Source organism: Streptomyces sp. NPDC101490, assembly GCF_044767145.1.
Classification (GTDB): Bacteria; Actinomycetota; Actinomycetes; order Streptomycetales; family Streptomycetaceae; genus Streptomyces.
In genome coordinates this window covers 42587-63188 of sequence record NZ_JBIWNI010000030.1, presented here as the reverse complement: position 1 = coordinate 63188, position 20602 = coordinate 42587, and the positions used below count along the sequence as shown (strand labels likewise).

Sequence of the window (20602 nt, the reverse complement as noted above, 5' to 3'; positions counted from 1 at the left end):
AGCACGCCCTAGGCGGCTTCTCCCCCGGTCGTGCGCAGGTGGTCCGTCGCGTCGGTGCGGGCGCGGTCGCGGGACCTCCTCGCCGGGCCCGTCCAGCCGCAGCTGCACCGGGCCAGCGCGAACGAACCGCGCTCCGTCGTCGTGATGGTGTGGGGGGAGGGCGCGTACACCCCACCACCGTACTGCGCGTGACGGCACGCCCGGACCGTCGTTAGGGGTTCGGGTGCCCCCGGGCCCGCGGGCCCGGGCACGGGCGAGCGGCGGCGCGGTTCTTGGGGGTCGACGGACGATGGTGACGCGGAGCGACGGACGGCCGCAGGGCCGGGGCGGCGGGGCGCTCGCCGTCACCGCCGTGCTGGTCGGCTCACTCGTGGGGACCGGGGCGGTCGCCGGGTGCGCGGCCCCCGAGGACCCGAAGCCGAGGGCCGATCCGACGCGCGCCGTGCGGGACGCGGCCGAGGTGCTCGCCCGCGCCGGTTCCGCGAAGACCAGCACCTCCATGGAGATGGCCTCGGGCGGCACCCGGGTCACCATCAGGGGCGAGGGCGGCTACGACTTCCGGCGCCGCACCGGCAGGCTCCAGGTGGTGCTGCCGAAGGACCCGGCGGGGACGGACGAGCACCGGCCGATCACCGAGCTGCTCACCCCCGGCGCCCTCTACATGAAGAACCGGGGGGCCGGGGTGCCCGCCGACAAGTGGGTCCGGGTCGACACCACCGCCCTCGACGACGGGAACCTGGTCACCGGCGGGGCCACCGACCCGGCCGCCGCCGCCGAGCTGCTGCGGGGAGTCCGGGAGGTCGCGTACCTCGGCGAGGTCGAGCTGGCGGGGGTGAGGGTCAGCCACTACCGGGGGGTCGCGGACATCGGCCGCGCCGCCGCGCTCGCCTCCCCGTACCTGCGGGGCGCGCTCGCCGCGGCGGCGAAGGGGTTCACCGTGGACACCGTGCCCTTCGACGCGTACCTCGACGCGGAGGGGCTGCTGCGGAAGGTCCGGCACCGGTTCAGCTTCAGCAATCAGGGACGTACGGTCGCGGTCGCCTCGACCACCCTGCTGTACGGCTTCGGGGTCCCCGTCGAGGTGACGCTGCCGGACCGCCGGGACCTCTACGACGGGAAGATCGAGTCCTGACCCTCACGGTCGCCGCCGGGGCCATCGGCAAATGGTCCGGACGTGTCATGCGCGGTGCGTGGGCCCGTCCCTACGCTGGGAGACCGCAGGGAGACGACGCCGGCAGGAAGAGGTGGATGCGCGTGGCCCCGCCCGGTACAGCAACCGTGCCCGCAGACCCGGACTGCGTCGCCCTCGCCGAGATCGAGCTGTGCGGCGAGCTGATCATCGCGGCCTCCGCGGCGGACGGGGAACGGCTCAGTGCCGCCCGGATCGACGAGATCCTCCGGGTGGCGGCGGAACGGGCGGGGGAGGACCGCTGAGGGCGGCCCCGCCCCCGCCGCGCGCGGCTCAGGTGCGCAGCATCCGGGCGATGGCCTTGGTGGCCTCCTCGACCTTGGCGTCGATGCCTTCGCCGCCCTTGGTGGCCGCGTCCGCGACGCAGTGCCTCAGGTGTTCCTGGAGGAGCTGGAGGGCGAAGGACTGGAGGGCCTTCGTGGAGGCGGAGACCTGCGTGAGTATGTCGATGCAGTAGACGTCCTCGTCGACCATCCGCTGGAGGCCGCGGATCTGCCCCTCGATGCGGCGGAGCCGCTTGAGGTGCTCGTCCTTCTGATTGTGGTAGCCGTGCACGCCGTGCGCGTGGTCGGCCGGCTCGACGGCCCCGACGGCCTCGGGGGTCACCTGGTCCGCCTCGGTGGTCGTCATCGCGTCCTCCCGTTGTCCAATAAGGGGGTGTATACCCCTCGTGGGTATATGGTACCGATCCCCGCCGATCCGGGCGGGGGCCCGTGCAGTTCACTGTGCCTGATGGGCGACACTGAGAGACGCCGGTTAGCCGTGGCCGGATGATGCGCCTAGCATCAGCCTGACCGAAACCCAGCACACCTGAGGACCTCACGTGCGATTTCGTCTGACCCCCAGGGAGACGAGTTTCTACGACATGTTCGCCGCGTCCGCGGACAACATCGTCACTGGCTCGAAACTCCTGATGGAACTGCTCGGGGCGGAGCCTTCCGCCCGGGCCGAGATCGCGGAGCGGATGCGGGCAGCGGAGCACGCCGGCGACGACGCGACCCACGCCATCTTCCACCAGCTGAACTCCTCGTTCATCACGCCGTTCGACCGTGAGGACATCTACTCCCTCGCGTCCTCCCTCGACGACATCATGGACTTCATGGAAGAGGCCGTCGACCTGGTCGTCCTCTACAACATCGAAGAGCTCCCCAAGGGTGTCGAGCAGCAGATCGAGGTGCTGGCGCGGGCGGCGGAGCTGACCGCGGAGGCGATGCCGAACCTGCGGACGATGGCCAACCTCACCGAGTACTGGATCGAGGTCAACCGGCTGGAGAACCAGGCGGACCAGATCCACCGCAAGCTGCTCGCCCAGCTCTTCAACGGCAAGTACGACGCCATCGAGGTGCTGAAGCTGAAGCAGGTCGTGGACGTCCTGGAAGAGGCGGCCGACGCCTTCGAGCACGTGGCCAACACGGTGGAGACCATCGCGGTCAAGGAGTCCTGAGCTTCGTGGACACCTTCGCTCTGATCGTGACCATCGGTGTCGCGCTCGGTTTCACGTATACGAACGGCTTCCACGACTCCGCGAACGCCATCGCGACCTCGGTGTCGACGCGGGCGCTGACCCCGCGGGCGGCCCTCGCGATGGCGGCCGTGATGAACCTCGCCGGTGCCTTCATGGGCAGCGGGGTCGCCAAGACGGTCAGTGAGGGCCTGATCGAGACCCCGCACGGCGACAAGGGGATGGGCATCCTCTTCGCCGCGCTGGTCGGCGCGATCATCTGGAACCTGGTCACCTGGTACTTCGGTCTGCCGTCCTCCTCCTCGCACGCGCTCTTCGGCGGCATGGTGGGCGCGGCGCTCGCCGGTGGCACGGAGGTCATCTGGGGCGGGGTGCTCGACAAGGTCGTCATCCCGATGTTCATCTCGCCGGTCGTCGGTCTCGTGGCCGGTTACCTGGTGATGTGCGCGATCATGTGGATGTTCCGCAACGCCAACCCGCACAAGGCGAAGCGCGGTTTCCGGATCGCGCAGACGGTGTCGGCGGCGGGCATGGCGCTCGGCCACGGTCTGCAGGACGCCCAGAAGACGATGGGCATCGTGGTGATGGCCCTGGTCATCGCCGATGTGCAGTCGTCCGGTGACGACATCCCGGTCTGGGTGAAGATCGCCTGTGCCGTGATGCTGTCGCTGGGTACGTACGCGGGCGGCTGGCGCATCATGCGGACGCTCGGCCGGAAGATCATCGAGCTGGACCCGCCGCAGGGTTTCGCGGCGGAGACCACGGGCGCCTCGATCATGTTCGGCTCGGCGTTCCTGTTCCACGCCCCGATCTCGACGACCCACGTCATCACCTCCGCGATCATGGGCGTGGGCGCCACCAAGCGCGTGAACGCCGTGCGCTGGGGCGTCGCCAAGAACATCATCCTCGGCTGGTTCATCACGATGCCCGCGGCGGCTCTGGTGGCGGCGGGGAGCTTCTACGTGGTGCAGTTGTTCTTCGGCTGAGAGCCGGTGCCGGGGGTCCGTGATGCCGGGGTCCGGGGGTCGTCCCCCGGGAGAACGCGGTACGTGGTGCGGATGTTCTTCGGCTGAAAATCGATGCTGTCGCTGTGCGACCTTCCCCGGCCGGCCGGTGTCCGGCGGACGTAGTAGGGCCCGGCTCCCCCTCGGGGGGAGCCGGGCCCTTCGTCATGCGGTGGCACCGCCATGCAGCACCGCAGACGGTCTTTATCCGAAGCGGCCGGAGATGTAGTCCTCGGTCGCCTGGACGCTCGGGTTGGAGAAGATGCGCTCGGTGTCGTCCAGCTCGATCAGCTTGCCGGGCTGGCCGACGGCCGCCAGGTTGAAGAAGGCCGTACGGTCCGAGACGCGGGCCGCCTGCTGCATGTTGTGCGTCACGATGACGATCGTGAAGCGCTCCTTCAGCTCGCCGATGAGGTCCTCGATCGCCAGGGTCGAGATCGGGTCGAGGGCCGAGCAGGGCTCGTCCATCAGCAGGACGTCGGGCTCGACCGCGATGGCGCGGGCGATGCAGAGGCGCTGCTGCTGACCGCCGGAGAGGCCGGAGCCGGGCTTGTTGAGGCGGTCCTTGACCTCGTTCCAGAGGTTGGCGCCCTTGAGGGACTTCTCGACGATGTCGCCGAGCTCGGACTTCTTGTACTTGCCGTTCAGCCGCAGGCCCGCCGCCACGTTGTCGAAGATCGACATGGTGGGGAAGGGGTTGGGGCGCTGGAAGACCATGCCGACCGTGCGGCGCACGGCCACCGGGTCGACGTTCGCGCCGTACAGGTTCTCGTCGTCCAGCAGCACCTTGCCCTCGACGCGGCCACCGGGGGTGACCTCGTGCATCCGGTTCAGGGTGCGCAGGAAGGTGGACTTCCCGCAGCCGGAGGGGCCGATGAAGGCCGTCACGGAGCGGGGCTCCACGGTCATCGAGATGTCGTCGATCGCCTTGTGGGCGCCGTAGTAGGCGGAGAGGCCGCTGACGTCGATTCGCTTGGCCATATCAATTCACTTCCAGAGGTGGACGCTGGTCAGCGGCCGGTCTTGGGGGCCTTCCAGCGGGCGATGCCGCGGGCCACCATGTTGAGGATCATGACGAAGGCGATCAGGACGAGCGCGGCGGCCCAGGCACGGGACACGGCGGCGTCGGTGCCGACGGCGTACTGCTCGTACACGTAGAGCGGCAGGGAGGACTGGGCGCCTTCGAAGGGGTTCGGGTTGATCAGCTTCGTACCGAACACCAGGAGCAGGATCGGGGCCGTCTCGCCGGTGATACGGGCGACCGCGAGCATGACGCCCGTGGTGATGCCGCCGATCGCGGTGGGCAGGACCACCTTCAGGATGGTGCGCCACTTGGGGATGCCGAGGGCGAGGGAGGCCTCGCGGAGCTCGTTCGGGACGAGCTTGAGCATCTCCTCGGTGGAGCGGACCACGACCGGCATCATCAGGATGGCGAGGGCCATCGCGCCCGCGAAACCGGAGGGGCCGAAGCCCAGCATCAGGTTCCAGGTGGCGAGGACGAAGAGGCCGGCGACGATCGACGGGATGCCCGTCATGACGTCGACGAAGAAGGTGACGGCCTGGGCGAGCTTCCCGCCGCCGTACTCGACGAGGTAGACGGCGGTGAGCAGGCCGATCGGCGCGGCGATCACGGTCGCGATGAGGACCTGCTCGACGGTGCCGAGCAGTGCGTGGTAGACACCGCCGCCCGCCTCGGCGTCGAGGACGCCGTTCATCGAGTGGGTCAGGAAGTAGCCGTCGAGGACGGCGGCGCCCTTGCTGATCGTGACCCAGGCGAGGGAGAGCAGCGGGACCAGGGCGAGGACGAAGCAGACCCAGACGAGGCTGGTGGCGACGCGGTCCCTGGCCTGGCGGCGGCCCTCCACCTTGGTGGTGAGCGCGAAGGTGACGACGACGAAGAGCAGGGCGGCGATCATGCCCCACTGGATGCGGCTGTGCCAGCCGGCGGCGAGACCGAGGCCGACGGCCACGGCGATCGAGCCGCCCGCGACGGCGGCCGGGGTCCAGCGGGGGAGCCGGGCCTGGGAGAGGGATCCGGCGGCCGGGGCCGCGGTGACCGGGCGTTCCTGTATGGCGTGGCTCATGCCGCTGCCCCCGAGTACTCCTTGCGGCGGCCGATGATCCAGCGGGCGGCGCCGTTGACCAGCAGGGTGATGGCGAAGAGGACGAGACCGGAGGCGATCAGCGCGTCCCGGCCGAACTCGTCGGCCTCGTTGAACTTGGCGGCGATGTTCTGCGCGAAGGTGCCGCCGCCCGGGTCGAGCAGATGGCCCGAGATGACGAAGCTGGGGGAGAGGACCACGGCGACGGCCATGGTCTCGCCGAGCGCGCGGCCGAGGCCCAGCATGGAGGCGGAGATGATGCCGGAGCGCCCGAAGGGCAGCACCGCCATGCGGATGACCTCCCAGCGCGTGGCGCCCAGGGCGAGGGCGGCCTCCTCGTGCATCTTCGGGGCCTGGAGGAAGACCTCGCGGGTGACGTTGGTGATGATCGGCAGGATCATGATCGCCAGCAGGATGCCCACGGTGAAGAGGTTGCGGGCGACGCCGTCCTGGGACTTGTCGAAGATGTACGTCCAGCCGAGGTACTGGTCGAGCCACTCGTTCAGGCCGGCCAGGTACGGGACGAGGAAGATCGCGCCCCAGAGGCCGTAGATGATGCTGGGGACGGCGGCGAGCAGGTCCACCACGTACGCGAGCGGCTTGGCCAGCCTGCGCGGGGCGTAGTGGGAGATGAAGAGGGCGATCCCGATCGCTACCGGCACGGCGATGGCCATCGCGATGACCGAGGAGACGACGGTGCCGAAGGCGAGGACGGCGATGCCGAAGACCGGCGGGCTGCCCGCCGGGTTCCACTCGAAGGTGGTGAAGAAGTTGGTGCTGTCCTTCGAGACGGCGAGGACGGCGCGGTAGCTGAGGAAGACCGCGATCGCGGCCATGATGACGAGGAGGGTGATGCCGGAGCCCCGGGAGAGACCGCGGAAGACGCGGTCACCGGGCCGGGCGGCGCTCTTGGCGCTCCGGCTCCTCTGTATGTCTGGTGTGCTGGTAGCCATCTGCTTCTCCGGTCTGCGGTGCCCCTACGGGTGTACGGGCTCCTGGCGGCGGTGCACCGGATGCCGGGTCCGGCCCCCGGAGGGGGGCCGGACCCGGCCGGGGGTCAGGACAGGGTGGGGACGATCGCGCGGACCTTGGCGGCGATCTCGGCCGGGAGCGGGGCGTAGCCGGCGTCGGCGAGGACCTTCTGGCCCTCCTCGCTCGCGGTGTAGTTGAGGAAGGCCTTCAGGGTCGGCAGGGTGTCCGCCTTGTTGCCCTTGTCGCAGGCGATCTCGTAGGTGACGAGGACGATCGGGTAGGCGCCGTCGGCCTTGGTCGCGTAGTCGAGGGAGAGGGCGACGTCGCTGCCCGTGCCCTTGACCTTGGCGGCGGCGATGGCCTTCGACGCGTTCTCGGAGGAGGCGGCGACGGGGGCGGCGGCACCGGTGTCGATGCTGACGGTGGAGATCTTGTTCGCGGTGGCGTACGAGAGCTCGAAGTAGCCGATGGCGCCCTCGGCGTCCTTGACGGCGGTGGCGACGCCGGAGGAGCCGTTGGCGGCCTGGCCGTCCTTGGCGGGCCACGACTTCGACTTCGGGTCGTACTTCCAGTCGGCCGGGGCGGCGGTGGAGAGGTACTTGCCCAGGTTCTGGGTGGTGCCCGACTCGTCGGAGCGGTGGAAGGCCTGGATCGTGCTGTCGGGGAGCTTGGCACCCGGGTTCAGCTTGGCGATCGCCGGGTCGTTCCACTTGGTGATCTTGTTGTCGAAGATCTTGGCGATGGTGGAGGCGTCCAGGACCAGGTTGTCCACGCCGTCCAGCTTGTAGCCGATGGCGATGGGGCCGCCGACCATGGGCAGGTTGATGCCCTTGCCGCCCTTGCAGATCTTCTGCGACGCGGCGACCTCTTCGTCCTTCAGGGCGGAGTCGGAGCCCGCGAAGGCGACCTGGCCCTGGTTGAACTTGGTGATGCCGCCGCCGGAGCCGATGCCCTGGTAGTTGATCTCGACACCGTCGCACGCGGCCTGGAAGTTCTTGACCCACAGGTCCATCGCGTTCTTCTGCGCGCTGGAGCCGGCGGCCAGGAGCTGGCCCTTGGCGCCCTCACAGGCGATGTTCGACGCGGCGGCGGAGGTCTTGGTGCCGCCGTCCTTGGTCGGCGTCTCCGTGTTGTTGTCCGAGCCACACGCCGAGAGGACGAGCGCACCGGAGACGACGAGGGCACCGATCGCGGAGGCGCGAAGCCCGTTCTTGCGCGAAAGCTTCACTTTCGGGTGTTCCTTCCAGAAGCCGCCTTGTCGCGGACCGTGTGTCCTGACCGTTCTACGGCGGCGTGTGTCGGTTGGTGGTGCACCGCTGTGCTCCGTGCACCGTGTAAGGCCGAAATTAGGCAGATCAGGTGAAGCGGTCGACGGAGGAGAGTGAACGGAAAGTGAACCGTGCCGGAAGCCCGGGTGCGGGTGCTCCGGATCGGCGTCCGAACGGGTGAAGGAGGGAGGTCGGGGCGGTGTCGCGGGGGTGCGCGCGGCGGTGGTGACACGGGGGGCCGGGGCCGCGGTCGGCGTACGGGGTGCGGGGGTCGGCGTACGGGTCATCGGGGGCTTTACGGGGAGGGGCGGGGCGGGCCGCGTCGGAGGGCCGGAGTCGGGGCGTGCGGGGCGGCCCGGATGCCGGGGCGGGCCGGATGCCGTGGCTGGACGTGCGCGGAGGCCCGGACGGATGCGGGGCGGGCCGCCCACGGGAGCCCGGATGCCGTGGCGGCGCCGCGCCCGGGGCCGTCCGGCCGGTCCTCGCGCCGTCTCAGACGGTGGAGCTCGGCAGGGCGTCCAGGAGTTCGCGGTCCCGGTCCCGGGTGAGCAGGGCGCGGGCGCGTGCGGGCGGCAGCCAGCGCAGGGCGTCGACCTCGTCGCTCGGGGCGAACGCCCCGCCGAGCGCGCGGGCCGCCCAGTAGTCGACCTCCTTGGGACGCCCGTCCACCGCGTACCGGACCGTGGGCAGCCGGGAGCCGAGCGCGCAGCGCTGGCCCGTCTCCTCCAGGACCTCCCGCAGCGCGCAGGACTCGGCGGACTCGGCGCGCTTCCGCTTTCCCTTCGGATGCGACCAGTCGTCGTACTTCGGCCGGTGGACCAGGGCCACCTCGATGCCGTGGCCGGAAGGCGCCGGGCGCCAGAGCACGCACCCGGCGGCCCGTACGGTGTCCCGGCGCCGTTCCGTCGTCATGGGACGGCGGCCGTCGTCCGTCGCCAGGCGTGCTGGAAGGCGAAGCGGGCCGCCTCGACCTCGTGGCGCTGGTCGGCGTGGAGGACGCCCAGGGCGTACGCGGTGGCCGGGGCGATCCGGGGGGTGCGGGCCGCGGCCGAGGCGGCGGCGGCGGCTTCGGCGGCGTCGCGGTGCCGGTCCAGGGCGCGGGCGGCCTCGTACAGGACGGAGCCGGGTCCGCCGCCGGTGTGCAGGGCCTCGGTGGCGTACCGGTGCAGCCGCAGCAGCAGCCGGGTGTGGTGCCAGGGCGCGTCCTGGCCCTCCCCGGCGGCGAGCGCGAGGGCGTCCGCGTTGTACGGGTGGCCCGCGCGGCTCAGCGGCAGCGCGGCCACCGCCTCGGCCAGGCGCCGCTCGGCCAGTTCGGCGGGCCCGTCCAGGACGTCGACGGCCGGGGCCGAGCCCGCGGGGCCCAGCGGCACCTCGGAGGCGAGCAGCGCGACCGCGTCGGCGACGGCGTGGAAGCGGGCCGAGCCCAGCGCCTGGAGGGCCGCCGAGTGGGCGCGGGTCCTGGCCAGGGTGAGCTGCCGTTCCAGGAGGGCTCCGGCGCGGGCCGCGCCCACGGTGAGTCCGGTGGAGTCGCCGCCCCGGGCGGCCGGGACGGGGGCGGCGGGGCCGCCTCCCCCGTGGCCGCCTCCCCCGTGGCCGCCGAGGGTTCCGGGCGCGGTGGTGCCGGGGGCCGCGGGCCCGCCGCCCGTACCGTTCGAGAGGCGGGACAGCGCGTCCACCAGCCGGACGAGCCGGGAGGTGCAGGCCTGTTCCACGGCGAGGGTGCCGGAGAGCCAGACCAGTTCGGTGCGCAGCCGGTCCGCCCATTCCGTGTCGAGGAGCGGCCGGAAGGTGTGGAGGGTGCCGCCGATCCGGCGGGCGGCGCCGCGCAGGGTGCGGGCCGCCTCCTCCGCCCCGGCCGTGGCCGAGCCGCTCTCGCCGTGGAGCCGGAGTCCGCGGAGGAAGTCCGCGGCCCGTGCGTGCAGGTAGGGGGCCAGGACCTCGCCCGCAGTGACGTTCCGCGCAGGGTCAGGGTTGTGCACGCCGGCGCCTCCGCGCGTCGATGAGCATCTCCTGGACGTGCCGTAGGGGGCGCCCTTCGGGGTCGGTCGCGTGCCGCGTCCAGTTGCCGTCGGGGCCGAGGTGCCAGGAGGAGGTGGTGTCGGACATCCCGGTCTCCAGGAGCCGGGTGAGTGCGGCCCGGTGCGCCGGGTCCGAGACCCGTACGAGGGCCTCGATGCGGCGGTCCAGGTTGCGGTGCATCATGTCGGCGCTGCCGAACCACACCTCGGGTTCGCCGCCGTTGCCGAAGGCGAAGACCCGGGAGTGCTCCAGGAAGCGGCCGAGGACCGAACGGACCCGGATGTTCTCCGAGAGGCCGGTGACCCCGGGGCGCACGGCGCAGATGCCGCGTACCCAGATGTCCACGGGGACCCCGGCCCGGGAGGCCTGGTAGCAGGCGTCGATGATCGCTTCGTCGACCATCGAGTTGACCTTGATCCGTACGTACGCGGGGCGGCCCGCCCGGTGGTGGGCGATCTCCTTGGTGATCCGGGAGACCAGTCCGTCGCGCAGCGACTTCGGGGCGGTGAGGAGCCGCCGGTAGGTCTCGCGGCGGGAGTAGCCGGAGAGCCGGTTGAACAGGTCGGACAGGTCCGCGCCGACCTGCGGGTCGGCGGTGAGCAGGCCCAGGTCCTCGTAGAGGCGGGCGGTCTTGGGGTGGTAGTTGCCGGTGCCGACGTGCGAGTAGCGGCGGAGCAGTTCGCCCTCCTGCCGGACGACGAGCGACAGCTTGCAGTGGGTCTTCAGGCCGACGAGGCCGTACACGACGTGGCAGCCCGCCTCCTCCAGCTTCCGCGCCCACTTGATGTTGGCCTGCTCGTCGAAGCGGGCCTTGATCTCGACGAGGACGAGGACCTGCTTGCCCGCCTCGGCTGCGTCGATGAGGGCGTCGACTATCGGGGAGTCGCCGGAGGTGCGGTAGAGCGTCTGCTTGATCGCGAGGACGTCCGGGTCGCCGGCGGCCTGCTCCAGGAAGGCCTGCACGGAGGTGGAGAACGAGTCGTACGGGTGGTGCAGGAGGACGTCCCGCTCGCGCAGCGCGGCGAAGATGTCCGGCGCGGAGGCGGATTCGACCTCGGCGAGGTCGCGGTGGGTGCCCGCGACGAACGTGGGGTACCTCAGCTCCGGCCGGTCCTGTCCGGCGATGCCGAAGAGCCCGGTGAGGTCCAGCGGGCCGGGCAGCGGGTAGACCTCGGCGGCGGAGATCTTCAGTTCGCGGACGAGCAGGTCCAGCACGTAGGGGTCGATGGACTCCTCGACCTCCAGGCGCACCGGCGGGCCGAAGCGGCGCCGCATCAGCTCCTTCTCCAGGGCCTGGAGGAGGTTCTCGGCGTCGTCCTCCTCGACCTCCAGGTCCTCGTTCCTGGTGACCCGGAACATGTGGTGCGCCAGCACCTCCATGCCGGGGAACAGTTCCTCCAGGTGGGCGGCTATGACGTCCTCCAGGGGGACGTACCGCTGGGGGGAGGCCTCCAGGAAGCGGGAGAGCAGCGGGGGCACCTTCACCCGGGCGAAGTGGCGGTGGCCGCTCACCGGGTTGCGGACGACGACGGCCAGGTTGAGGGAGAGGCCGGAGATGTACGGGAAGGGGTGCGCCGGGTCCACCGCGAGCGGGGTGAGGACGGGGAAGATCCGCTGGCGGAACAGGGTGAAGAGGCGGGCCTGCTCCTTCTCCGTGAGCTCGGGCCAGCGGATGAGGTGGATGCCCTCGTCGGCCAGGGCGGGGGCGATGTCCTGCTGGAAGCAGGCGGCGTGCCGGGCCATGAGCTCGCGCGAGCGGGTCCAGATCTGGTCGAGGACCTCGCGGGGCTGGAGTCCGGAGGCGGAGCGGGTGGCGACGCCGGTGGCGATGCGGCGCTTGAGCCCGGCGACGCGGACCATGAAGAACTCGTCGAGGTTCGACGCGAAGATCGCGAGGAAGTTCGCCCGTTCGAGGAGGGGGGTCGTGGGGTCCTCGGCGAGTTCGAGGACGCGTTCGTTGAATGCGAGCCAACTGCGTTCCCGGTCGAGGAAGCGTCCCTGCGGCAGCTCGTCGCCGAGTGCGCCGTCGTCCTCGTAGGTGTCGGGGTCGGCGTCCAGGTCGGGGTCGGTCCCGGTGACGAGTGAGCCGTTCACCGCCCGGGGGCGGTGCGCGGTGGCGGACCCCAGGGACGGCGCGGTGGACGAGGGGGCGGACGGCGTGGCGGAGGAGGGGACCGGGACCTCGGCGGGGTGCTGGCTCATGGCCCCATTCTTCCGCGCGAAGGGGTGGTCGGGCGCGTCGGAGCGGGCCGTGGGGGCGGGGAGCCGCCCCTTGGGGAGGACCGCCCCGCCGGGCGGGGACACGGAACGCTTCATTGCGTGAGCGTCGCAAGCGCGTCTGAATGGCCGGTAACGACGACATGTCGTACGGGAATCGGGGGCGGGACCGTGCGCGGGCCCCGCCCCCGGTGCTTTCCGGGACGTCTTGAGGGGGTTCCGGGTCTCTTAGGGGGGTGGGGCGGGGCGCCCTTCAGGGACACGGATGGTGCTGGGGGGCTTGGGGGCCCGTAAGGGACCGGTGACCCGTAAGGGACTGGTGACCCGTACGGGCTGGTCGTCCCTTACGGGTGTGGGGTGCCCTTACGGGTTGCGGGCCCCTTACGGGGGGCCGGCCTCCCTTACGGGCTTCCGGACCCTTACGGGCCCCGAGCCTCCCCCACGGGCTCCGGGCCCTTACGGGTGCCGTGGCTCCCCTAGGCGTGCCGGGCGCGCAGGACCCGGAAGGCGGCGAGGAGAGCCAGCGTGGCGAGGGCGAGGAGGATGCCGGTCTCGATGAGCTGGAGGGGCCAGAAGTGGGTGGCCGGGTGGTGGTCGACGAAGTCGCTGGCGCCACCCCGCCCGATCATGCAGGCGCGTGCGACCTCGGGTCCCGTGTCGCAGTACTCCCAGCCGACCCGCTCCCCGGACTCGGTGATCATGCCGTTGGCCAGCACCCAGGAGTCGGACACCCGCAGGGACAGCTCACGGCCGGTGAGGGTCTGGTGGGGCCACAGTCCGGGGCGCAGCCAGTACAGGGCTCCGAGGACCGCGGAGGTGGCCACGACGGCGAGGCCCATCGCCGCCACGGTGCGCCGCACGAGGAGGCCGATGAGGACACCCAGGGTGATGCCCATCAGGGCGTTCGCCACGGGGACGGTCCCGGAGGAGGTGAAGATGTTCGGGTCGTACCAGTAGGTGGGGAAGTCGTTGCTGGGGCCCGTCGACCAGGTCCAGTGGAAGACCAGGCTCAGCACGGGGACGCCGGTGACGACCAGGGCGGCGGGCACCGCCAGTTTGACGGTGAGCCAGCGGGCCGGGCTGACGGACTGTGTCCAGGCCAGTTTGTACGTTCCCGACTCCAGCTCGCGGGCGATCATCGGGCCCGCGAGGAAGGCTCCGAGGAGCACGGGCAGGAGGAACATCCCCAGAGCGGCGTACTCGACCAGCTGCCGGGCGAACCACTGGTCGTCGGTGTAGTCGCGGGCGTGCTGGAAGCAGGAGCGGTCCGGGCTGTCGACGGTGCAGCCCGCCGCGCGCAGTGCCTCCACGGCGCTGTCGGACCACAGTCGTGACGTGACCATCAGAGCTACCGCGGCGATGCCGAGGCCGAGGGCCCACCACAGCGACCGGCGGTGCTGGCGGACGGTCACCCAGGAGGAGCCCTTCAGGGCGAGCGCGCTCATGCGGCGGCTCCCTCGGGGAGGCGTCCGGCGCGCAGATGGGCGAGGAGGAGCTCTTCGAGGGAGGGTTCCGATGCCCGCCAGGGGCCTTCGACCGGGCCTTCGCGGCGGATCAGGGCGGTGAATTGACGGCCCGTCGTGCGGGAGTCGACGACGGTGTGCGGGGAGAGGTCGCCGACCGGTCCGGTGAGCAGGGCGTGTCGGGCGATCAGTTCGTCGATCGGGCCGTGGAGGCGGATGCGGCCGTGCTGTACGAGCAGCAGGTGGTCGCAGGTGCCCTCCAGTTCGGTGAGGATGTGGGAGGAGACGACGACGGTCGTGCCGTGTTCGGCGGCGTCGGCCATGAGCGCGCCCATGAGTTCGTGCCGGGCGAGCGGGTCGAGATCGGCCATCGGCTCGTCCAGGAGGAGGAGTTCGGGCCGCTTGCCGAGGGCGAGCGCGAGAGCGAGGCGGCTGCGCTGCCCTCCGGAGAGGGAGTTGACCCGGGCCTTCGGGTCCAGCGGGCCGCCCGCGACGACCTTCTCGGCGACGGCCGGGTCCCAGCGGTCCGGGTTGAGTTCGCGGCCCAGCCGCAGGGTCTCGGCGACGGTGAGCGAGCCGTACAGGGGCTTGTCCTGGGCCACGTAGCCGACCCGGTCCCCGGGGGGTGCCTCGATCCGGCCCTCGGTGGGGCGCAGCAGACGTGCGGCCAGCGCCAGGAGGGTCGACTTTCCGGCCCCGTTGGGGCCGACGACGCCGACGACCGTCCCCGTGGGCAGGGTGAAGGTGCAGTCTCTCAGCGCCCAGCTCCTGCCGGACCGCCGGTAGCGCAGGCCGAGGCCCTCCGCCGTGATGACCGGGTCGGTCATGTGTCCCCCTCGAAGTGTTCCTTCAGTACGGATGTGAAGAGCGCCGCCACGTCCTCGCGGTCCAGGCCCGCTTCCTTGGCGCGGAGGGCCCAGGTGGTGAGTTCGCCGCGGAGGGGCGAGTCGGCGGGGCCGGTGCCGAGGCCGCGGCGGACGAAGGTGCCGAGGCCCCGGCGGGCCTCGACGAGGCCTTCGCGTTCGAGTTCGCGGTAGGCCTTGAGGACCGTGTTGGGGTTGATGGCGGTCGCTTCGACGACCTCGCGTGCGGTGGGCAGTCGGTCGCCGGGTTCCAGGAGGCCCATCCGGAGGGCCTGTTTCGTCTGCTGGACGATCTGGAGGTAGGTGGCGACGCCGCTGCGCCGGTCGATGCGGTACTCGACCATGCCCTTTCACCACCCTTTCACTAGTCAAGTAGTGGAAGCATGATCGGAAGAAGGGGGCGGTGTCAACCGCCCCCTTCTTGAAGCGACTTGGTGCCTACGACTCCGTGCGGTACATCAGGTCCACCTCATGGGTGGTGAAACCCAGCCGCTCGTACACCGTCACCGCCGCCGTGTTGTCGGCGTCCACGTACAGCATCGCCGTCGGCAGGCCCCGCGCCGCCAGGTGCCGCAGGCCCGTCGCCGTGAGCGCCTTGCCGAGGCCGCCGCCCTGCGCCTCGGGCAGCACGCCGACCACGTACACCTCGCCGAGCTGCTCCTCGGCGTGCGTCTTCGTCCAGTGGAAGCCGACGAGGCGGCCGTCCTTCTCGGCGAGGAAGAAGCCCTCCGGGTCGAACCACGGCTCGGCGATCCGGTCGTCCAGGTCCCGCTGGGTCAGCGAGCCCTGCTCTGGGTGGTGGGCGAAGGCGACCGCGTTGACGGCCAGCCAGGCGGTGTCGTCCTGTCCCGGTACGAAGGTGCGGACGGTGACGCCCTCGGGCAGCTTCGGCTCGGGGACGTCCAGCGGGACCAGGGGCCGCCGGAGCTGGCGCAGTTCGCGGAAGAGCGTCAGGCCGAGGACCTGCGCGAGGTGCCGGGCGGCCGGCTTGCCGCCGTGCGCCCACACCCGCAGCCGCTTGCCGGAGGCGTCCAGGAGGGCGGAGCCGAGGGCCCGCCCGTGGCCCCGGCCACGGCGGTCCGGGTGGACGACCAGTTCGGCGGCGGGCGCCTCGATCGGGTCGGTCTCCTCCAGCTGGGCGTAGCCGTAGAGCTTCCCGCCGACGGTGAGGAGGAAGTGGCGGACGCCCTCGCGGTGGCCGCCCCGGAGGTAGAGCCGCCCCTGTTCGGAGACGGCGTGCACGCCGTCGGCGGTGTCGGCTGCCCCCAGCAGGCCCTGAACGTCCTGGATCTGCTCGGGCGTGAGCTTGTCGTACGTCTGGATCTGTCGTCCCGGTTCGAGGGCCGGCGCCGCGTCGGAAGTCATGGGCCCGAGCCTACGGCGACGCGCCGCCGCCCCGGGGAAAGCCGACGGCAACTGTCTTGTAACCCGCCACCCCCTGTTGCGCTACGCGCGTTGACCCTAGGCTTCAGCCGCAGACGGGGGGATACGTCAATACCGCGAAAACGGGCCAAGGGGACGAGTGGGAGCGATGGCAGGAACATCGAGGGACCAGCGGAAGAAGAAGACCGGACGGCGGGTTCTCGCCGCCGGGGCGGGACTCGTGACGGTCGGCGCGCTCGTCGCCGCGATGCCGTCCGCCGGAGCGGGCTCCGACCCGTACGCCGCGAAGCACGGCGGCGGCCAGGGCTGGGGCCGGATGGTCGATGTCCAGCTGCTGTCCTTCAACGACCTCCACGGCAACCTGGAGCCCCCGGCCGGTTCGTCCGGCCAGGTCACCCGGACCAAGGAGGACGGGACCACCGAGAAGATCGACGCGGGCGGTGTCGAGTACCTGGCCACGCACCTGCGTGAGGCGCGCAAGGGGAATCGTTACTCCGTGACGGCGGCGGCCGGTGACCTCATCGGCGGTTCGCCCCTGCTCTCCGGTCTCTTCCACGACGAGCCGACCATCGGGGCCCTGAACAAGCTGGACCTGGACGTCACCTCGGTCGGCAACCACGAGTTCGACGAGGGCGCGGTCGAGCTGGCCCGGATGCAGAACGGCGGCTGTCACCCGACCGCCGGCTGCTTCGTCAAGGGCAAGAAGTTCAAGGGCGCCGACTTCCCGTACCTCGCCGCGAACGTGACGAAGGAGAAGACGGGCAAGCCGCTGCTCGACCCGTACTTCATCTGGGAGAAGAACGGCGTCCGGATCGGCTTCATCGGCGTGACCCTGGAGGGCACCCCGAACATCGTCACCGCCGAGGGCGTCAAGGGCCTCAAGTTCGGCGACGAGGTCGAGACGATCAACAAGTACACCAAGATCCTGGAGCGCAAGGGCGTCAAGTCCATCGTCGCCCTGGTCCACGAGGGCGGGGCCCCGGCCTCCGCCTCGTACAACTACAACTGTGACAGCCCCGGTCCGGGCGACGGCATCTCCGGCCCGATCACCGAGATCGCCAAGAACGTCTCGCCGCAGGTCGACGCGCTCGTCACGGGCCACACGCACCAGGCGTACGTGTGCACCGTCCCCGACCCGGCGGGCAAGCCGCGTCTGGTCACCTCGGCGTCCTCGTTCGGCAAGCTCTACACCGACACCACGCTGACGTACGACCGCGCCACCAAGGACATCGTGCGCACGGCCGTCGCCTCGGCCAACCGCGTCGTCTCGCGCGACGTGCCGAAGGCCACGGACCTGAGCAAGCTGATCACCGACTGGCAGGCGCTGGCCGCCCCGGTCGCCAACCGCCCGCAGGGCTACATCGCCGCCGACATCAACGGCCGCGGCTCCACGGCGTACGAGAAGCCGCTCGGCGACCTGATCGCCGACGCGCAGCTGGAGGGCCTGGCCCCGGCGGACAAGGGCGGGGCGCAGATAGCCCTGATGAACCCGGGCGGCATCCGCGCGGACCTGGTCCACAAGGCGTCCGGCGCCGAGGGCGACGGCGTCGTGACCTACGGCGAGTCCTTCACCGTGCAGCCCTTCACCAACATGATGAACGTGGTGGACCTGACCGGCGCGAACCTGATCAACGCGCTGAAGCAGCAGGTCAGCGGCTCGAACCTGAACTCGGTCAAGATCCTTCAGATCTCGAAGGGCCTCACCTACACGCTCGACATGACCAAGACGGGCGCGGACCGCGTCGTCGACGGCACGGTCAGGCTGAACGGCGAGGCGATCGACCCGTCGAAGACCTACCGCGTCGCGATGAACGAGTTCCTCGCGGGCGGCGGCGACGGCTTCGCGGCCCTGGCCACCGGCACCAACAAGCTGGTCGGCGCCTCCGACCTGGACGTCTTCAACGCCTACCTGGCGACGAAGTCCTCCGCGGCCAACCCGCTGCCGGTCCCGGCGGCGGACCGGATCACGGTCGTGAAGTAGCCCCTACGGGCCCCTGGAACACCTGAACGGAAGGGGGCGGCGGACCGTTTCGACGGCCCGCCGCCCCTTTTCCGGCTCCCGAGGGGCCGGGGCGCGCACCCGTGGACCGAACCGGAGCACGCACCCCCGTCATCGACCGCAGACCGGAGCCCGTTCCGCCACCGGCCCGAGCACGTACGTCCCCGCCACCGGCCCGGGCAAGCCCCCGACACCGGCCTGAGTACGTCCCCGATACCGGCCGGTAAGTCCTCTGGCGGGCCACGCCGAGGGCCTGCCATAGTGCGCGCATGGAGCGACGACGGTTTCTCACGGGGTCCCTGGGGGCCGGTGCCACGGTGCTGCTCGGCGCCCCCACCGCCTCCGCCCTCACCACGACTTCGGCCCCCGCCACTTCCTCCGCCACCGGCGCCGTGGACGTCCGCGCGTGGATGGCGGCGCACGGGGACGGGACCCCGCTGCAAGGGCTCACCATCCCCGGGACGCACGACTCGGGCGCGCGCTTCGGCGGCGCCTGGTCGGAGTGCCAGAACACCACGATCGCCCAGCAGCTCGACAGCGGCGTCCGGTTCCTCGACGTCCGGTGCCGGGTGACCGGCGGTTCCTTCGCCATCCACCACGGCGCGTCCTACCAGAACATGATGTTCGGGGACGTCCTCGGCGCCTGCCGCGACTTCCTCGCCGCCCACCCCTCGGAGACCGTCCTGATGCGGGTCAAGCAGGAGCACTCCGAGGAGTCCGACGCCACCTTCCGCGCCGTCTTCGACGACTACCTCGACGTACGCGGCTGGCGCTCCCTCTTCCGCATCGGGGACACCGTGCCGCTGCTCGGCGAGGCGCGCGGCCGGATCGTGCTGATCGCCGACAACGGCGGACTGCCGGGCCTGAAGTGGGGGGACCGCTCGGCCCTCGCCCTCCAGGACGACTGGAACGCGCTGCCCGACCCCAAGTACGCGAAGATCGAGGCCCACTTCCGCGCCGCCGTGGAACGGCCGGGCCCGCTCTACGTGAACTTCGTCAGCACCTCCGCGTACCTGCCGCCCCGCTGGAACTCCGACCGCCTCAACCCGCGCGTCCACGGCTGGCTCGACAGCGCCGCCGCGTCCGGCACCAAGGGCCTCGGCGTCGTCCCGCTGGACTTCCCGAACACCCGGCCGGGCCTGGTGGAGGCCCTGCTCCGGCACAACTAGGGCCGTGCTTCGAGAGTCCCGCCTGCCTGGCGACGCCTAAGCACGGCCCTGGAGCGTGTCCGGCGGGGGTGTCGGCGCCCCCGGCAGTCGTACGGTGGCCACCGTCCCGCCGCCCTCCGCCGGGGCGACGGCGACCGTACCGCCCGCGTGCTCCACCGTACGGGCCACGATCGACAGGCCGAGGCCCGAACCCGGCAGGCTGCGCGCCGAGGGGGAGCGCCAGAACCGGTCGAAGACGTGCGGCAGTTCCTCCGCCGGGATGCCGGGGCCCTCGTCGCGGACCGTCAGCTCGCCGCGCATCAGCCGCACCTCGACCGTGCCCCGGGGCGGCGAGAACTTCACCGCGTTGTCCAGGACGTTCACCAGGGCCCGTTCCAGGGCCGCCGCGTCCGCCCGTACGTACCACGGCGCCAGGTCCGTGACGAAGGTCAGTTCCGGACCGCGCAGCCGCGCCCGGTCCAGGGCCGTCCGCAGGATCGTGTGGAACGGCACCACCGCGAGCGGCCCCGGCCGCTCGGTGTCCGGGCGGGCCAGCTCCTGGAGGTCGCCGATCAGCGAGGCCAGCTCCGTCATCTGCGCCTTCACCGAGGCGAGCAGGGCCCGCCGGTCCTCCGGCGGGATCGCCCGGCCGGTCTCCTCGCTGCGGACGAGCAGTTCGACGTTGGTGCGCAGCGAGGTCAGCGGGGTGCGCAGCTCGTGTCCTGCGTCGGCGATGAGCTGGGCCTGCCGGTCCTGGGAGGTCGCCAGGGCCGCCGTCATCGCGTTGAAGGAGCGGGAGAGGCGGGCGATCTCGTCCTTGCCCTCCACCGGGATGCGGACGGTCAGGTCTTCGGTGGCGGCGACGTGTTCGACCGCCCCGGTCAGCCGGTTCACCGGCTCCAGGCCCGTGCGGGCCACCCAGAGCCCGGCGGCGCCCGCGCCGACGACACCGATCCCGGAGACCAGGAGCAGCACCCAGCGCAGGGTGGACATCGAGTTGTCGATCTCGGAGAGCGGGCGGGCGAGGGAGACCGCGATCCCGGGCGGGCCCTCCTGCGGGTAGGTGTAGACGCGCATCTCGCGCCCGGCGTCGTCCTTCACGGTGTGCAGGACGTCCCCGAGCTGTCCGCGCGCCACGGCGAGGTCGCCGGGACCGGCGGGGATCGGGGCCTTCCCGGAGGTGCAGACGCCCCCGCCGGCGAGGATCACCTGCACGGTGTACGAGCCCGCCAGCGGCGGCGGTGTGGTGCCCCGGTGGCACAGCGCGAGGAGGCTCTCCACCCCGCTGGCGTCCAGCCGGGTGCCGCGCAGCGAGGAGTCCATCTCGTTCTCCAGCTGTTCGCGGGTCACGAACCAGCAGGCGAGGGAGACCGCGGCGACGGCCACGGCGACGGCCACGGCGGTGAGCAGGGCGAGCCGGGAGCGCAGCGGCCGTGAGCGGAACCAGGCCAGCGGCCCCTTCCGCCCGGGGCCCGCCGGGGCGGCCCGGTCCGCCGCCACGGGTCCGGCCGGC

The 20602-nt window shown here is 71.6% G+C and carries 20 protein-coding genes; 6 read left to right on the top strand and 14 right to left on the bottom strand.

Going from position 1 to position 20602, the window contains the following annotated elements:
• Positions 1 to 8 precede the first annotated feature (8 nt).
• Positions 9 to 170: a hypothetical protein gene (locus ACIRQY_RS32675; protein WP_351793908.1), complete on the bottom strand. Its 162-nt coding sequence runs from the start codon at positions 168 to 170 to the stop codon at positions 9 to 11.
• A 119-nt stretch (positions 171 to 289) separates the two neighbouring features.
• Between ACIRQY_RS32675 and ACIRQY_RS32670 the strand changes: the two genes are divergently transcribed.
• Together ACIRQY_RS32670 and ACIRQY_RS32665 are read left to right on the top strand one after the other, a co-directional pair.
• Positions 290 to 1132 (top strand): hypothetical protein, encoded by an 843-nt coding sequence (locus ACIRQY_RS32670; protein ID WP_403931702.1) that lies wholly within the window; start codon positions 290 to 292, stop codon positions 1130 to 1132.
• A gap of 116 nt (positions 1133 to 1248) precedes the next feature.
• Positions 1249 to 1434 carry a hypothetical protein gene (locus tag ACIRQY_RS32665; protein ID WP_351793913.1) on the top strand — a complete coding sequence of 62 codons (186 nt, stop codon included), beginning with the start codon at positions 1249 to 1251 and terminating at the stop codon, positions 1432 to 1434.
• Between the two features lie 28 nt (positions 1435 to 1462).
• Here the strand turns inward: ACIRQY_RS32665 and ACIRQY_RS32660 are convergent, their stop codons facing one another.
• Positions 1463 to 1819 carry a metal-sensitive transcriptional regulator gene (locus ACIRQY_RS32660; RefSeq protein ID WP_351793916.1) on the bottom strand — a complete coding sequence of 119 codons (357 nt, stop codon included), beginning with the start codon at positions 1817 to 1819 and terminating at the stop codon, positions 1463 to 1465.
• Between the two features lie 193 nt (positions 1820 to 2012).
• Between ACIRQY_RS32660 and ACIRQY_RS32655 the strand changes: the two genes are divergently transcribed.
• Positions 2013 to 2633, top strand: coding sequence for a DUF47 domain-containing protein (locus ACIRQY_RS32655; protein ID WP_033203812.1), 621 nt, complete (start codon positions 2013 to 2015; stop codon positions 2631 to 2633).
• 5 nt (positions 2634 to 2638) lie between these two features.
• On the top strand, positions 2639 to 3637 hold the full coding sequence (locus ACIRQY_RS32650; protein ID WP_351793920.1) for an inorganic phosphate transporter: 999 nt from the start codon (positions 2639 to 2641) through the stop codon (positions 3635 to 3637).
• A 222-nt stretch (positions 3638 to 3859) separates the two neighbouring features.
• On the opposite strand, the gene pstB is transcribed toward ACIRQY_RS32650, so the two are convergent.
• From pstB to mshD, 11 genes are all read right to left on the bottom strand, one after another.
• On the bottom strand, positions 3860 to 4636 hold the full coding sequence (gene pstB, locus ACIRQY_RS32645) for a phosphate ABC transporter ATP-binding protein PstB (RefSeq protein WP_351793923.1): 777 nt from the start codon (positions 4634 to 4636) through the stop codon (positions 3860 to 3862).
• A 29-nt stretch (positions 4637 to 4665) separates the two neighbouring features.
• Positions 4666 to 5739: a phosphate ABC transporter permease PstA gene (pstA, locus tag ACIRQY_RS32640; protein WP_351793926.1), complete on the bottom strand. Its 1074-nt coding sequence runs from the start codon at positions 5737 to 5739 to the stop codon at positions 4666 to 4668.
• Positions 5736 to 6710 (bottom strand): phosphate ABC transporter permease subunit PstC, encoded by a 975-nt coding sequence (gene pstC / locus ACIRQY_RS32635; protein ID WP_351793929.1) that lies wholly within the window; start codon positions 6708 to 6710, stop codon positions 5736 to 5738. Before pstC ends, pstA begins: the two co-directional genes overlap by 4 nt.
• Before the next feature lie 104 nt (positions 6711 to 6814).
• Entirely contained in the window at positions 6815 to 7957 is a 1143-nt protein-coding gene (gene pstS / locus ACIRQY_RS32630) for a phosphate ABC transporter substrate-binding protein PstS (protein WP_403931696.1), read from the bottom strand.
• A 532-nt stretch (positions 7958 to 8489) separates the two neighbouring features.
• Positions 8490 to 8909 carry an NUDIX hydrolase gene (locus tag ACIRQY_RS32625; RefSeq protein ID WP_351793934.1) on the bottom strand — a complete coding sequence of 140 codons (420 nt, stop codon included), beginning with the start codon at positions 8907 to 8909 and terminating at the stop codon, positions 8490 to 8492.
• Positions 8906 to 9976 carry a CHAD domain-containing protein gene (locus tag ACIRQY_RS32620; protein WP_403931693.1) on the bottom strand — a complete coding sequence of 357 codons (1071 nt, stop codon included), beginning with the start codon at positions 9974 to 9976 and terminating at the stop codon, positions 8906 to 8908. Before ACIRQY_RS32620 ends, ACIRQY_RS32625 begins: the two co-directional genes overlap by 4 nt.
• The gene (locus tag ACIRQY_RS32615) at positions 9963 to 12218 is read right to left on the bottom strand and encodes an RNA degradosome polyphosphate kinase (protein ID WP_403931726.1); all 2256 of its coding nucleotides are present in this window, start codon (positions 12216 to 12218) and stop codon (positions 9963 to 9965) included. Before ACIRQY_RS32615 ends, ACIRQY_RS32620 begins: the two co-directional genes overlap by 14 nt.
• A 491-nt stretch (positions 12219 to 12709) precedes the next feature.
• Complete coding sequence (locus tag ACIRQY_RS32610) at positions 12710 to 13678, bottom strand: hypothetical protein (RefSeq protein WP_403931690.1); 969 nt, start codon at positions 13676 to 13678, stop codon at positions 12710 to 12712.
• Positions 13675 to 14523, bottom strand: a complete 849-nt coding sequence (locus ACIRQY_RS32605) for an ABC transporter ATP-binding protein (protein WP_403931688.1) — start codon at positions 14521 to 14523, stop codon at positions 13675 to 13677. The genes ACIRQY_RS32610 and ACIRQY_RS32605 overlap by 4 nt, the downstream gene beginning before the upstream one ends.
• Positions 14520 to 14903 (bottom strand): GntR family transcriptional regulator, encoded by a 384-nt coding sequence (locus tag ACIRQY_RS32600; RefSeq protein WP_403931686.1) that lies wholly within the window; start codon positions 14901 to 14903, stop codon positions 14520 to 14522. The genes ACIRQY_RS32605 and ACIRQY_RS32600 overlap by 4 nt, the downstream gene beginning before the upstream one ends.
• A gap of 94 nt (positions 14904 to 14997) precedes the next feature.
• Positions 14998 to 15924, bottom strand: a complete 927-nt coding sequence (gene mshD, locus ACIRQY_RS32595; protein ID WP_403931684.1) for a mycothiol synthase — start codon at positions 15922 to 15924, stop codon at positions 14998 to 15000.
• Positions 15925 to 16090: 166 nt separating this feature from the next.
• On the opposite strand from mshD, the gene ACIRQY_RS32590 reads away from it, so the two are divergent.
• Entirely contained in the window at positions 16091 to 17923 is a 1833-nt protein-coding gene (locus ACIRQY_RS32590; RefSeq protein WP_403931681.1) for a bifunctional metallophosphatase/5'-nucleotidase, read from the top strand.
• A gap of 287 nt (positions 17924 to 18210) precedes the next feature.
• Positions 18211 to 19110, top strand: coding sequence for a phosphatidylinositol-specific phospholipase C (locus ACIRQY_RS32585; protein ID WP_403931679.1), 900 nt, complete (start codon positions 18211 to 18213; stop codon positions 19108 to 19110).
• Between the two features lie 36 nt (positions 19111 to 19146).
• Here the strand turns inward: ACIRQY_RS32585 and ACIRQY_RS32580 are convergent, their stop codons facing one another.
• Positions 19147 to 20589 carry a sensor histidine kinase gene (locus ACIRQY_RS32580; protein ID WP_403931723.1) on the bottom strand — a complete coding sequence of 481 codons (1443 nt, stop codon included), beginning with the start codon at positions 20587 to 20589 and terminating at the stop codon, positions 19147 to 19149.
• Between the last annotated feature and the right edge of the window lie 13 nt (positions 20590 to 20602).